The organism is Xenorhabdus mauleonii (assembly GCF_900113945.1).
Classification (GTDB): domain Bacteria; phylum Pseudomonadota; class Gammaproteobacteria; order Enterobacterales; family Enterobacteriaceae; genus Xenorhabdus; species Xenorhabdus mauleonii.
In genome coordinates, this window is sequence record NZ_FORG01000004.1 from 174,334 (window position 1) to 187,772 (window position 13,439).

Sequence of the window (13,439 nt, forward strand, 5' to 3'; positions counted from 1 at the left end):
AAAATTATTAACCTATTAATTGAGCGGTAATTCACCGCTCAATTTTACTGCGCTTGTTATTCGCTTTATGAATAATTAAGAAGTTCGTCATGCAGTTGAATGAAATTAGTAGTGAAGTGTTGTAGCATTATGTTAGTAAATAAACCCGCAACTAAAACTTGATGAAACCCCATACGATAATATGAAAACAAATGAAATCACGGAATTAATGGAAAGCAAATACCCAAAAGCAGGACGTTGGGTATTTGGTGATTCTGCTGCCATGCAAGACGAATTGGCTGTACTTGTGAATCAAGGCATAAAAACAGCAACAACTTGCCCGTTCGAGGCTTACACTGCCTATGAGTCAGGCGATGGAAAAATGACGGTGGGAAATCATTATGTTGTCTTTGACAGCAAAGATCATCCAGTTTGCGTTGCAAGGGTCACAGCCATGCATCTCATGCAATTTTCAGAGATGACCGAGGAACTGGCATGGAAAGAAGGCGAGGGAGATAGAAGTTTACTTCATTGGCAACAAGAGCATCAGTGCTTTTTCGAAAGGCTGGGTATTTTTGCATCTGATATGGAAATTGTTGTGATCGAATTTAAGGTAGTTGAAAACATTCAATAAGTTAAAAATAGCAAGCTGTAATAATACGTTACGTTAACGACTTTTGGGTTAGCTCTAATATTATATTCTCTGTTCAAGCTGCTTTTGCGGCTTGAAATCTACTTCAGCTCCTTTTTCATTGATTAACTAGATTATTTTTTTAATAAACGACAAACCAATTATTAAAAAGGGACATCTTATGATCGACAATTCTGTTTTTACCGATTTATTCTCTCCAGCCAAGCTAGGCGAAATTGAACTTTCCAACCGTATAGTCATGGCTCCTTTGACGCGCAGCCGCTCGAACAAGGAAGGTATTCCAACCGAGCTTAATGCAACATATTATGCCCAACGTGCCAGTGCCGGTTTGATTATCTCAGAAGCCACTAATATTTCAGCGCAAGGACTTGGCTACACAATGACTCCAGGCATCTGGACAGAAGAGCAAGTCGCTGGCTGGAAAATAGTTACCGATGCTATTCATGCTGCTGGTGGAAAGATAGTCATGCAATTATGGCATGTTGGCCGCTGTTCCCATGTCGATCTTCAACCTAATCACGAAGCCCCTGTGGCTCCATCAGCCATTAAAGCCGATGGTATGGTTTTTACCGACAAAGGTATTCAAGAAGTTTCCATGCCTCGTGCACTCAGAACCGATGAGATCCCCGGCATTATTGATCAATACAGGCATGCGGCTGTATGTGCTAAACGTGCAGGTTTTGATGGTGTAGAAATTCACTCAGCCAACAATTATCTTCTGGAACAATTCATACGTGACTCAACCAACCATCGTACAGATCAATACGGGGGTTCAATAGAAAACCGTACACGATTGGTTCTGGAAGTGGCAGAAGCCGTAACTCACATTTGGGGTGGTGGTCGCGTTGGTATTCGACTGTCTCCTGTGACACCAGAAGTCGGAAATACTCCACTTGATAGTGATGTGATGGCTACGTATGGTTATTTGATCCAGCAGCTCAATAAATTCAAGCTGGCATATCTTCACTTTGTTGAAGGAGCCACAGGACAAAATCGTAATGCTCCTGATGGCGTCGATTTAGATGCCCTAAGGGCTCTGTTTGATGGCGCGTATATTGGCAATAACGATTATGACCTTGAAATGGCAATTTCCCGTCGTGCAGAAAATAAGATTGATGCCGTCGCATTTGGGCGTCTGTTTATTTCCAATCCTGATTTGGTGGAACGCCTGCGTTATGGGATTGACTTAACAAGTAATTACAAAAATTCTCATTACGGTAATGGTGCGGCCGGCTATATTGACTGGCCACAAGCAGATTTGTCTCATCTTGATTCTTCACACTCATAACAACTTCATGCAAAAGGAGTATTTATGAGAAATATGAAAATATTAAATATGATGATGTTGTCCATCTCAGTGATGATGACCTCGAATGCGTTGGCTAATGGTAGTATCAATGAACCGAGGGCGCGAGATCTGGGTATTCCGCTCTCCGGAGTAACAGGAAAATATAACGCGATTACAGATGTAACTGGGGTAAAAGTGGGTTATTCAACCATCATAGAAGGTGATGGAAAGTTAGACGTTGGAAAAGGCCCAATAAGAACTGGTGTAACTGCGATATTGCCAAGGGGAAAGAAATTCAGCCCCGTGTTCTCCAGCATATTCTCTTTGAATGGAAATGGGGACATGACAGGCAGTCAATGGGTTGAAGAAGGTGGTTTTCTGGAGACACCCATATTGATAACCAATACCCACAGCGTGGGTGTTGTTAGAGATTCAACAATTAGCTGGATGATTGATAATAATCTGACATCACCGCTAAAAGATGATTTATTTTGGTTACTGCCTGTAGTTGCTGAAACATGGGATGGAATTTTAAATGATATAAACGGAATGCATGTAAAAAAAGAACATGTCTACAGCGCGCTGGACAAGGCTAAATCCGGAATAATCGAAGAGGGAAATGTTGGTGGTGGAACGGGGATGAACCTTTTTAAATTCAAGGGCGGAACCGGCACTTCATCACGCGTTTTAGATAAAAAACAGGGCGGATATACCGTTGGAGTATTGGTTCAAGGTAACTTTGGCGATAAAGATGATTTGATTATTGCGGGCATTCCCGTTGGTAAAGAAATAGTAGGTTTTGACCCGATCTATCATGGAAGCAAGGAAAAATTAAAGGATGCGGGTTCCATTATCGTCGTGGTTGCCACTGATGCGCCATTGGTTCCTCACCAGTTAAATAAAATTGCGAAAAGAGTATCACTTGGGCTTGCAAAAGTAGGTGGAGTGGCCAGAAATACGAGTGGTGAGATATTTATCGCTTTTTCAACGGCAAACAATGATGCTTTCTCAAGAGAAGGGGTGAAAACAATTAAAATGCTGTCAAATGACAGCCTCGACCCATTATATGAAGCGACAATCAATGCAACAGAAGAAGCCGTAATTAATGCTATGGTAGCAGCTAAAACCATGGTCGGAAGAAATGGCAATACGTCTTATGCCATCCCTAAAGATAAGGTTAAAGAAATACTTAAAAGCCATAATCTTCTTTTGAAAGATTAATCTGCCTGCACCTGCGCAATGGAATAGTAGCAAGTGAGGCACACTGAAAGTAAAGAAGCCATATATTTGTGGCTTCTTTACTCAAATAAAATGGGTTTTATTTTCCGACAACAATACATGAATTAAATAACAATGCCCCAATTAAAAAAGTTTAACTTGAGCGTTTCTTACCTTCATGCCTCTTAGCATACATAGCCAAGCCAATACGCTGACTCCCATCAAAATGATAAACAAAGAGTAGGGAGGGAGATGAGTGAGTATCACACCACTGAACATGGGGTTAAATGCACCACCGAGCCAGCCCAGGGTTTGTGCTGAGAAATAACTGGCTTTCATCCCTTCGGGAGCAATATTATCAATCAACATATACTCACCAGGTGCGTAGATAAGCTCGCCAAATGTGAAAATTGCCACCGCAATTCCCCAGATTACCAGGTTACTGCCCGCGAGTATGAAACCGCCCAAACCGAATAAAAAGAAGACAGTGCCAAGGGTCATCAATGCCTTGATATTATCCGGGCGAATTCGCTTGCCGACCATATATTGCAAAGACACTACGATCGCTGCGTTAATAGGCAATACAACACCTACTACGGATTCGGCTAAAGAGCCGTCAGCAATAGTTAACACATATTGTGAAATACAAGCAGCGAAAGCACCAAACACCAATGAGCCAAGAAAGACAGACAAAATAAACCAAGCAAGAACCCGATCTTGCAACATGACCAAGGGATTCCATGTTGAAGACTTCCTATTCCCGTCGGTTATACGCATATTTTGTACATAATATTGAATAAACACGATTGGCAAAGACGCTGAAGCGGCAGCAAGCCAGAACGGTAAACTCATGCTATGCATCATCAACCATGTTCCCAATGGAGGGCCGATAGTCCAGCCTATATTGGTGAACGTATAATTCAGTGAAAATACTTTTGTCTTGGCAGCGGCAGGTAATGTATCAGCAAAATAACCTTTCAGAACGGTTGAGAACACCGAATAAGAACAATTTATCAACGATAAAAACACCACCACCAAACTGGCGCTATTCACCTGCGGAATGGCGATGAAGCCACAGATAAAAACAGTGATTGCCAGCAACATACAACGCTTTTTATCGAATCTGTCAGAAAGAATGCCAAACCCGATGCTAAACAAGACGCCAAAGCTTAATGCCGCTGTCATGGCAAAACCGACCTGATCTACCGGCATGTTATATTCACGCGAAAGGTAAATGGCCATGAAAGGAATAGTTGCACCGCGTCCAATCGTTAATAATAACGAAGAAGAAAGCAGTGTTATTGTAGAAATAGTTGATTTAGATGGCATATGTTTTAATTTTTAGAATAAAAGTTGATTATTTATATACGGTTACCCATTGCTTATACTAACTCTATTGTAATTGTGTGAAAATATCCTGTTGTTAAAGAAGAATTTTCAGCACAAACTTCGAAGCCTAATCAAAATGTAATAGATTAATTTATATAAGGTCAAAAGATAGGGATTTGAAATAATTCATTATGAAAAGATCTTATTCAATAACTCAATCAACGAATAGTTTCATTGTTGCAATTATGTCTATAATGAGTGGAGCTGAATTTCAGCTAATCGTTTTAAACAATAATATTAATCAATAAAGTATTTATTATCATCTAAACGGATCAGACATGAATTTAAAGCTGTTTACCATGCCCGACCATTTATCATTATGTGGGGATATACTCTCAGCGCAACGGCATCGTCACGATTTTATGCACCTTATTGTCTCACTTAACGATGATCCTATAACAATACAGATTAACGACGAAAATTATCAGTCAACCGCATTTCTTTTAAACAGCGGGGTAACTCACTGTATTATGTTAGAAAATCAAGCTTATTGGTTGGTACTGATAAATCATACATCTTCGCTCGCCGCATGCTTACGCCACCAATGGTTAAATGATAATCTGCATTTTCAAGACTTATCGCATCATTTGCGAACTCTTATTCCGGATGCTTACAACATGTTTGAGCAACCTCAAGTTAATGGCGATACTTACAAGCAATTATGGCAAAAAACGGTAGATAGATTGGGTGTTTCAGCTTGTTATTTACCTCATGAAATCAGTGACAAACGTGTTGATGCCATTATCTCAACACTTCAATCCACCTCAAAATTGCCTCTCCATGATGACAGCCTTTTAGCCAACATCTATTTGTCACGTAGCAGGCTTTCACATTTATTTACCGACAGTACAGGAAGTAGTTTAAAAAGCTATTTTCTGTTTCATCGATTAATTACGGCATTATTAAAAATTCATCAAGGAGATAGCGTGACACAGGCCGCGTTGGAGAGCGGATTTGATTCTCCTTCACATTTATCTGCAACGAGCAGAAGGCTAATGGGAATTTCCCCTCGTTTTGCCAAGCAAGTCAGCCAATTTTTGAAAGTTTTTCCGACCTAGGGCATTAATATTCATGCATGCTTATTAATCAATGGGATGCTGAATATGTCACCTTTAAAAAACAAATTCGTATTAATTATCGGCGCGGGCCAGGCGGGCTTGGCGATGGCTTTCCGGTTAAAAGAGAAAAATATTCCTTTTATAGTGGTCTCCGCCGACAACCGTATTGGTGATACTTGGCGTAAGAGATATGCTTCGTTGACTTTATTTACCCCCAGAGAACTCAGTGCGTTACCGGGTCTGAAACTAAAGGGAGCGGCGGATAATTATCCCACACGAGATGAGTTCGCAGACTACTTAGAACAATATGCATCTTACTTTGATTTCCCGATTCGGCTTGGCATAGCCGTTGTAGAACTTAAGAAAAAAATCATCAGCGGGCAATTCCTTGCTGTCTTATCCGATGGCACCGAAATTGTTGCGAGCCATGTGATTGTGGCAACCGGTGGTTTTCAAGATCCGAAGATACCCACACAAGCTCATCATTTCAGTAAAACTATCAAACAGTTTACGCCTGACACTGTGGGTGATATGCATACAGTGCCTGAAGGCACCGTACTTGTTGTTGGCGATGGGGCAAGCGGAAGAGATATCGCACTCGATCTTGCATCTACCCACTCCGTTTTACTGGCGACAGGTAAACCTCGTAACTTATTGCCCGAATATATTCTGGGGCGTTCCGTGTGGTGGTGGCTGAACCGATTAGGGCTATTGAAAGCATCCAGTTTATCGATGATAGGCAAAATGCTGCGCAGTAAAGACCCGATCCCAAATAGAAATAGAGACTTACCTTACTTAGCCAAAAAAGGAGTCAAAATAATGCCTCGCTTAGTAAGCGTAAATAATGACATTGCAAAATTTGAGAATAGCGCATTGGAAAAAGTCACTTCGATCGTTTGGGCAATAGGTTATAAAGATAATATGGCATGGATAAATATCCCCAATGCTTTTGGCGCAAAAGGAGAGGTTTTACATAGCAAAGGCATCTCTCCAATAGAGGGGCTTTATTTCATCGGACGACCGTGGCAACGTAACCGGGCATCCGCGTTGATTATGGGCGCTGGAGAAGACGCTATCTTTATAAGGCAGCATTTAAATACTGAAAATTAACCATTCCGGTGTTTTCACACAGTTGGATTTCAGACCCTTAAGCCTGTCGTCACAGGCTTTTTTTAGCTATTGCTAGCTCGATAATCGCGAGTAACTCAGTCACTCTCACTGGTTAACATTTGGTAGACGATTTCAATTGTTCCACGGGCAACATTAAGTTTACTGGCTAAAGTACAAATTGCGTGCAAACGCTGATTAGGCTGCCATTGTCCTAAATTAATGGCTTCTTTAACACGTCATTAAATAGCGATTTTTCCATTTCCTCTCCTATATGAATTAGCATTTTTTGTGCCTGTGTCATGGGACAATATATCTATAACATACAAAGAAAACCGCAGACAAAGGTACTCACAGTGTTGGAAATTATTTCGTTAACTCAGTCAAAACACTTATTGGACAGCTTTGTGTTAATGCAGCAACTTCGCCCGCATCTGGTGAATCCTCAGTTATATGTGGAGCAAGTGGTGCGTCAGCAGCAAGCAGGTTATCGACTTCTGGCCATTATGGAGTCATCAGAAATACGTGGGTTGGCAGGATATAGAATCCAAGAAAATCTAATCTATGGCCGTTTTTTATATCTGGATGATTTAGTAGTCGCACACGATAGCCAAAGTTTGGGTATTGGTCAGCAATTGTTAGACGCTGTGCGAGCTAAAGCAGCAGAAGCGCATTGCGTCCATTTCGTGTTAGATACGGGTTTAGGCAACGCCCGGGCACAGCGTTTTTACTTTCGCCATGGCTTGTTATCGAAAGCGATGCATTTTGTTGAGGTGCTCTGATGCAAGATTATTTTTGGTTAGATGTTAGTCCTCATAGTACTAATTCACTAACGACTCGGCTTATTGAAAATGCATTCGCCAATGTTTCAGGCTTGCAAGGAATGAAACGCCAATTATCAGATGAGCCTTTACCGAACATTACCGCAGATTATGCTCGGGCGGTAACTCAAAACCTGGCATTTGATCACCCGAGTTATGCAATTTCTGAACAATTGATTAATCAGCTCGAAATGAGCCGCGCTTTAATCATTAGCACACCAGTGCATAATTTGGGCGTTCCTGCCAGCCTAAAACTTTGGTTGGATTATGTACTGCGCAGTCAAAGAACGTTCACCTCTGGCAGCGAAGGAAAAGTAGGGCTATTAGCGGATAGGCCAACCATTATTATCGTTAAGTCAGGATCGCGCATTGTTAATAATAGCCGTCAGCAAGATTTTTTTACGCCGTACTTAACGTTTGCACTTAATATTATGGGCATTAACCAATTGAGTTTTGTGTATTTGCAGGGATTTGATGTAAATATCGAGGAACAAAACGCGGTGCAACAGAAAATTCAGTTATTCTTGCAACGCTTATTATGACGGTATTGTGATTACCGTATAGTGACCCATTCTGATCATTTTTTATTTGGTAGAGATAGATTAACGGTTATCACGGCATAGCCAAAATAGTCACAATTGCATGAGTAAAAAAGCCATACTAGGTGGCTTTTTTACTTTCAGTTTTTCTCGCTTCCAATTATTCCATTTCGTAGATTTATAAGAGTAAATGTTGATTTACTTCAATGGGGCTTTCCAACCTATGTATTACTTTTTGGCATCAGAAATAGCATCGGCAATAATATTTTCAAATAGCTCATGTTGATTGACTGGGATTAATGGGTGATGCATTTTTCGACGTTTTTCGCTATCAAAAAGTTTTTCTGCAATCCAGCCCGTTAGGTACATGGCGGAAAGACAACCACCAGCAGTGCCTATGTTTCCACGTACAACCAGCGGCTTATCTTCTATATCAGCGCCCATATTGATAAACGCAGATCTGGCATAAGGATGAGTCGTTGCTTGGATTCCGTCGAGTAACCCGAGCTTTTGGAGAATGAAAGATCCGGAACAGATGGAACCGATAATCTGCCGTTGCCGGTCTAGTTTGAATGAATTAATAAAATTATCGTCAGCCAATACCTTTCGGGTACCTAATTGGCCACTACTGAATAAGACAACATCCGCATCATTGGCGAGGGATATATGATCATCGATTTCTACTTTCTGTCCAAGAATGGAAGTGTGGTGAGGCTTTGTTCCTAAAACTTTCACATTAAAATCATTCCGACAACGGCCAAAAATATCGCGCATTAGAAAGTAATCTATATCGGTAAACTCATCAAAAATAACCATTGCAACTGTATACATGTATCACACTCCAGTTAAAAATATGTTAACTTTTAATTTGTATTTGCTTGCTGTAGCTATAGCGTAAGGTTTATTTTTCCGCCGTTTTGCTTATTAATATTTATGATGGCCGAAAAGAGAGTAGCAATATTTAAAGCAACCAGATGAAGCTATTGTGCTCTTCGAATACTATGATTAAATTCTGATTTAAACGCATACAACTGAAAATGGCTTCATAAATTAAAGTGGATAAAGCGTGCAAATTGTCTACTTAAATTTAAACGAAGTTAGATTAAGAAAAAAAGTAATTGATAGGAGAAAATCAATGAACAATCTTAGCGAAAAGGTTATTGAAGTCGATGCAATATTATTCGATATGGATGGCACCCTAATCGATTCCAGTAGTGCATGTGCACGGATTTGGTCACGTTGGGCGCAGTATTATGGGCTGGACTCTCAATCTGTTATCGACCAATCACATGGACGTCGACCGGAAGATACTGCACGCAGCATTTTAGGTGATGATGCCGATATCCAAGCCGCTGTAGATATTTTCACGGTTGAAGAGGCGAAAGAAAGTCATGTCACGACGATTTCTGGCGCGAAAGAACTGATTTTCGCGATTCCGGAAGGTAAGTGGGCAATAGTGACATCTTCGACCGAAAATATAGCAACGACAAGGCTGGCTTACTGTGGGATTCCTGAACCCAAGGCATTGGTGACAGCCGAAAAGGTTCAGGCTGGCAAGCCGGATCCTGAAGGTTATTTGCAAGCGGCTGAAAAATTGGGGGTCGATATTCACCGCTGTCTGGTCGTTGAGGATGCACCGGGCGGAATCGAGGCAGGGCACCGTTCGGGGGCATACGTCATCGCTCTGGCAACGACTTACCCGCCATCAAAATTTCCTGACGACGTCGTCGTGTCCGATCTTCGGGACATTATTGTGAGCCATGTTGGTCAGGATGGGAAAATGCAATTGGCAATTAAACCTGTTCGCGCAGCTTGATGTGATATAAGGATACTTTTTTACATCAAATTGTTATTAAGTATAAGGGCCGTTAAACGGCCTTCTTAAATCAAGATGTTTAATGATGGTTTTGAATATCAAACTGGCACCATCATTCTTGCAAATGAAACGCACCTTCTTTCACATAACCTATGTGACTCGCCATTAACTCAGCTTCTTGTTCACTGTGGGTGACCAAAAGAGCTGTTTGTTTTGCATCATGCAAAATATCTCTAACTTCTTGACCAAGTCGTTGGCGATTCGCAGGGTCAAGGCTGGATAGCGGTTCATCAAGCAGCAACACGGTTGGTTGAGGCGCTAAAGCCCGTGCCAACGCAATCCGTTGTTGTTGCCCGCCGGACATTTCATGCGGATAACGATGTGCGAGTGGTAAAAGGCCTACCAATTCAAGCAAAGTATGAACGCGGGATTGCTGGATGTCTTTCGGCTGCTTGCGGAGGCCAAAAGCGATATTTTGCGCAGCTGTCAGGTGAGGAAATAGGGCATAATCTTGAAAGACCATGCCAACATTGCGTTGCTCAGGGGGAAGATGTATGTTCGGCCCGGCAACACAGCGCCCACCAATATGAATAGTCCCTTGATATATCGGCTCAAAACCCGCGATAGCTCGTAGGACGGTTGTTTTACCGCATCCTGATGCCCCAAGTAAACAGGCTAATTCCCCAGAGGCAATATGCATAGAGAACCCATTGAGTACGTGATGGAGACGATGTTTGCTTCCATAGGAAACGCAAACATCATGCATAATGAGTGTTAAATCAGACAATTTTCTAATTCCTCATATCCTTACTATTGCTTCCCACTCGTTTTTAATTGACTACGCGCCAGAAGCACAACCGGAAGTGTGCCAACCATCACTATCATTAATGCGGCTATCGCTCCTTCTTCATAAGTGCCTCGAGCCGCTTCAGCATAAAGCGTTGTCGCCAAGGTTTCGAAATTGATTGGCCTCAACAACAACGTGGTAGGAAGTTCTTTCATTGCATCAGCAAAAACCAGTAAAGCACTTGTGACCAAGGCAGGGCGCAGTAAAGGCAGGTGCACCCGCAAGAAAGTCATAAATTCATTTTCACCCAGTAGACGTGATGTTTGTTCCATCACAGGTGGAATTCGGGTTAACCCTGCATCAAGTGATCCAATCCCAATAGCCATAAAACGCATAGCACAACAGATAACCAACAATATGCCAGAAGAAAGCAGGGGAAGTTCTTGAACATTAGCCAATCCTGCAAGGAAGTTGTCGATTGCCATGCCGGGCGTCAACAAACCGATTGCCAGTACAGTGCCAGGAACAGCATAGCCCAATGACGCAATCCGCAATACTATGCGGCGACGTTCCGGCGAGCGATTCGAGATCGCAGAATGACGGGCATACCAAGCAATAATTAAACTGACTAATGTGACAACAGCAGTGACACCCACAGCCAATAGCAATGAATTTTGCAATGAATGCATCAGATTGCTGGAGAGTTTCATGCTCTCTCCCAGTCGCTTAGAACTTTCCCACCCAAGAAAGAGAACCGGCGCGACAAAACCGAGCAGAATAGGCAGTCCGGTCAAGCAAGCCACCGCCCAAGCCTTTATGCCGGTTAATCGTGTTGCTTGTATCCCTCTCATTTGTTTGTTTGAACTGTAGCGCTGGTTTTTACGGCCATAATATTCCAGTGTCAGTAGCAGAATAACGATTGTCAGCATTGTGCAGGCAATTTGTGCAGCAGCAGGCAAATCTGAGCGAGTGACCCAAGCCGTATAAATCGTTACCGTCAGTGTGTTTACACCAAGAAATTCTGATGCGCCAATATCGTTTAACGTTTCTAATAAGGCCAGACTGGTTCCAACTACCAAAGCAGGGCGGGCCATTGGTAACGCAACCCGGAAAAAAGTTCCTGTGGCGCTAAGGCCTAAAGTTCGTGCAGCTTCCAGCAAATGAGCAGGTTGGCTGATAAACATGGCTCGCATGGTGAGGTAAACATATGGATACAATACTAGGCCAAGCAGAATGGTCGCCCCGCTCATAGATCGCAAATCGGGTAGGCGAAATTGCCGTGGGCTATCGTAGCCTAGAATACTGCGTATAGCCTCTTGAATCGGGCCAATCGGGTGCAGTAAATCTAACCAAGCAAAAGCGACAATGTAAGTTGGCATCGCCAATGGCAGCAGTAATGCCCAGCTAACCAGCCGTTTTCCCGGAAAGTCAAACGCAGTCACCAACCAAGCGCAGCCCGCTCCAATTGATATAACAAGTATGGCGACCCCAACCAAGAGAATTAATGTATTAAAAATTGCACTAGGCAAAACGTAGTGTATCAAGTGCTCCCAATGAGAGATCCCTGCGTTTGTGGCTAACCACAATAAGGACATCAAAGGAGTCAAAATGCCCAGTGCAACGCTTATGGCTGATATACTGAGCAGAGAAAAAATGAAGCGCGCACGCCTAAAGGCGCCGCGCTTATCAGCTGAAGGTACTTTATTGATCGAAGCCAACTTTATCTACCAATTCGCTAGCTTTTTTACGGAATTTAACGATATCAGTGAGCGAAATGTTATCCACTTCAACATGACCTATCGCATTTCCTATCGTCTTATCAAGCTGAACGCCTTTACGGACAGGATACTCGTAGTTAGCTTGTGCATAGAGTTGTTGAGCTGGCGCTGAAACGAGGTATTCCATCAATTTTACAGCTTGCTCTTTATGTGGAGCATTCTTTGCTACCGCGGCTCCCGATATATTGACGTGGGTTCCGCCGTTCTTAAATGTAGGCTGAATAACGTTGATTGCATCACCCCATTTACGGGCATCAGTGCCTTCTTTTGCATTCTTCATACGGCCGACATAGTAAGAGTTTGCTAATCCCACGTCACAAATACCGCCCAGGATATCGCGTGCCACATCGCGATCACCCCCAGTCGCTTTGCGTGCAAGATTGCCTTTCACACCACGCAACCAAGATTCAGTTTTTGCTTCACCATCATGTGCAATCATGGCTGCAATGAGTGCTGTATTATAGGGGTGCTGGCCTGCGCGGATGCATACCTTGCCTTTCCATTTTGGGGCAGCGAGATCTTCATAATTAATGTGAGTAATCGGCAGCGATTTTTCTACATAAAGCACACGAGAACGCATTGAAAGACTAAACCAGTGATTATTTTTATCACGCAATTCGGCAGGGATTACCTCGACTAAAGTCGTTGATTCAATAGGCTGAGTCACTCCGGCATCAACAAGATCCATGAGATTACCTGCATCGACAGTCATCAGTAGATCTGCGGGTGAATTTTTACCTTCGGCTTTTACTCGCTCTAACATTCCATCCTTAATGAATACCGTGTTTACATTGATGGATGTTTCTTTTTTAAATTCATCAAGCAGTGGTTGAATCAGGCCAGGTTCCCGTGTCGTGTAGAGAGTTAGAGAATCCTGCGCAATAGCAGGTAATGCAAAGGAGGCCAGCAATGATGATGACAATGTAAGTAAATACGCTTTTTTACGTATACCTGACAACGTTTTTGACATGTTCTTATCTACTCCGGAATTTAGGTAATGCGTAACT

General features: G+C 42.4%; 13 protein-coding genes. 8 read left to right on the forward strand and 5 right to left on the reverse strand.

Annotation, left to right across the window (positions count from 1 at the left end; translation table 11 throughout):
- Positions 1-181: 181 nt before the first annotated feature.
- The 3 genes from BM100_RS05580 to BM100_RS05590 all read left to right on the forward strand — a co-directional run bounded on the left by BM100_RS05580 (position 182) and on the right by BM100_RS05590 (position 3,140).
- The gene (locus tag BM100_RS05580) at positions 182-613 is read left to right on the forward strand and encodes an ASCH domain-containing protein (protein WP_092508762.1); all 432 of its coding nucleotides are present in this window, start codon (positions 182-184) and stop codon (positions 611-613) included.
- A gap of 178 nt (positions 614-791) precedes the next feature.
- On the forward strand, positions 792-1,919 hold the full coding sequence (locus BM100_RS05585) for an alkene reductase (protein ID WP_092508764.1): 1,128 nt from the start codon (positions 792-794) through the stop codon (positions 1,917-1,919).
- 24 nt (positions 1,920-1,943) lie between these two features.
- Positions 1,944-3,140 carry a DmpA family aminopeptidase gene (locus BM100_RS05590; protein WP_092508766.1) on the forward strand — a complete coding sequence of 399 codons (1,197 nt, stop codon included), beginning with the start codon at positions 1,944-1,946 and terminating at the stop codon, positions 3,138-3,140.
- 141 nt (positions 3,141-3,281) lie between these two features.
- On the opposite strand, the gene ydeE is transcribed toward BM100_RS05590, so the two are convergent.
- Positions 3,282-4,466: an efflux MFS transporter YdeE gene (gene ydeE, locus BM100_RS05595; RefSeq protein WP_092508768.1), complete on the reverse strand. Its 1,185-nt coding sequence runs from the start codon at positions 4,464-4,466 to the stop codon at positions 3,282-3,284.
- A 338-nt stretch (positions 4,467-4,804) separates the two neighbouring features.
- Here ydeE and BM100_RS05600 point away from each other — a divergent pair, with 338 nt between their 5' ends.
- The 4 genes from BM100_RS05600 (at position 4,805) to BM100_RS05615 (ending at position 8,054) form a co-directional block, all read left to right on the forward strand.
- Positions 4,805-5,584 carry a helix-turn-helix domain-containing protein gene (locus BM100_RS05600; protein ID WP_092508770.1) on the forward strand — a complete coding sequence of 260 codons (780 nt, stop codon included), beginning with the start codon at positions 4,805-4,807 and terminating at the stop codon, positions 5,582-5,584.
- A 45-nt stretch (positions 5,585-5,629) separates the two neighbouring features.
- Positions 5,630-6,694 carry a flavin-containing monooxygenase gene (locus BM100_RS05605; RefSeq protein ID WP_092508772.1) on the forward strand — a complete coding sequence of 355 codons (1,065 nt, stop codon included), beginning with the start codon at positions 5,630-5,632 and terminating at the stop codon, positions 6,692-6,694.
- Positions 6,695-7,047: 353 nt separating this feature from the next.
- Positions 7,048-7,473 (forward strand): GNAT family N-acetyltransferase, encoded by a 426-nt coding sequence (locus BM100_RS05610; RefSeq protein WP_244590577.1) that lies wholly within the window; start codon positions 7,048-7,050, stop codon positions 7,471-7,473.
- On the forward strand, positions 7,473-8,054 hold the full coding sequence (locus BM100_RS05615) for an NAD(P)H-dependent oxidoreductase (protein WP_092508776.1): 582 nt from the start codon (positions 7,473-7,475) through the stop codon (positions 8,052-8,054). The genes BM100_RS05610 and BM100_RS05615 overlap by 1 nt, the downstream gene beginning before the upstream one ends.
- Positions 8,055-8,279: 225 nt before the next feature.
- Here BM100_RS05615 and BM100_RS05620 read toward each other — a convergent pair whose 3' ends face one another.
- Complete coding sequence (locus BM100_RS05620) at positions 8,280-8,882, reverse strand: DJ-1/PfpI family protein (protein WP_092508778.1); 603 nt, start codon at positions 8,880-8,882, stop codon at positions 8,280-8,282.
- Between the two features lie 304 nt (positions 8,883-9,186).
- Here BM100_RS05620 and BM100_RS05625 point away from each other — a divergent pair, with 304 nt between their 5' ends.
- On the forward strand, positions 9,187-9,867 hold the full coding sequence (locus BM100_RS05625; protein ID WP_092508780.1) for an HAD-IA family hydrolase: 681 nt from the start codon (positions 9,187-9,189) through the stop codon (positions 9,865-9,867).
- A 112-nt stretch (positions 9,868-9,979) separates the two neighbouring features.
- Here BM100_RS05625 and BM100_RS05630 read toward each other — a convergent pair whose 3' ends face one another.
- Genes BM100_RS05630 through BM100_RS05640 form a run of 3 tightly spaced genes read right to left on the reverse strand, consistent with a single transcriptional unit; the run spans position 9,980 to position 13,402 of the window.
- Positions 9,980-10,654: an ABC transporter ATP-binding protein gene (locus BM100_RS05630; protein ID WP_092508782.1), complete on the reverse strand. Its 675-nt coding sequence runs from the start codon at positions 10,652-10,654 to the stop codon at positions 9,980-9,982.
- Between the two features lie 23 nt (positions 10,655-10,677).
- Positions 10,678-12,372 carry an ABC transporter permease gene (locus BM100_RS05635; protein WP_092508784.1) on the reverse strand — a complete coding sequence of 565 codons (1,695 nt, stop codon included), beginning with the start codon at positions 12,370-12,372 and terminating at the stop codon, positions 10,678-10,680.
- Positions 12,356-13,402 (reverse strand): Fe(3+) ABC transporter substrate-binding protein, encoded by a 1,047-nt coding sequence (locus BM100_RS05640; RefSeq protein WP_092508786.1) that lies wholly within the window; start codon positions 13,400-13,402, stop codon positions 12,356-12,358. The genes BM100_RS05635 and BM100_RS05640 overlap by 17 nt, the downstream gene beginning before the upstream one ends.
- Positions 13,403-13,439: the final 37 nt, after the last annotated feature.

What these genes read in the sequence shown, in the direction of transcription:
- BM100_RS05580 (WP_092508762.1), top strand. Translation starts at nt 182, where the DNA reads ATGAAAACAAATGAAATCACGGAATTAATGGAAAGCAAATACCCAAAA.
- BM100_RS05585 (WP_092508764.1), top strand. Translation starts at nt 792, where the DNA reads ATGATCGACAATTCTGTTTTTACCGATTTATTCTCTCCAGCCAAGCTA.
- BM100_RS05590 (WP_092508766.1), top strand. Translation starts at nt 1,944, where the DNA reads ATGAGAAATATGAAAATATTAAATATGATGATGTTGTCCATCTCAGTG.
- ydeE (WP_092508768.1), bottom strand. Translation starts at nt 4,466, where the DNA reads ATGCCATCTAAATCAACTATTTCTACAATAACACTGCTTTCTTCTTCG.
- BM100_RS05600 (WP_092508770.1), top strand. Translation starts at nt 4,805, where the DNA reads ATGAATTTAAAGCTGTTTACCATGCCCGACCATTTATCATTATGTGGG.
- BM100_RS05605 (WP_092508772.1), top strand. Translation starts at nt 5,630, where the DNA reads ATGTCACCTTTAAAAAACAAATTCGTATTAATTATCGGCGCGGGCCAG.
- BM100_RS05615 (WP_092508776.1), top strand. Translation starts at nt 7,473, where the DNA reads ATGCAAGATTATTTTTGGTTAGATGTTAGTCCTCATAGTACTAATTCA.
- BM100_RS05620 (WP_092508778.1), bottom strand. Translation starts at nt 8,882, where the DNA reads ATGTATACAGTTGCAATGGTTATTTTTGATGAGTTTACCGATATAGAT.
- BM100_RS05625 (WP_092508780.1), top strand. Translation starts at nt 9,187, where the DNA reads ATGAACAATCTTAGCGAAAAGGTTATTGAAGTCGATGCAATATTATTC.
- BM100_RS05640 (WP_092508786.1), bottom strand. Translation starts at nt 13,402, where the DNA reads ATGTCAAAAACGTTGTCAGGTATACGTAAAAAAGCGTATTTACTTACA.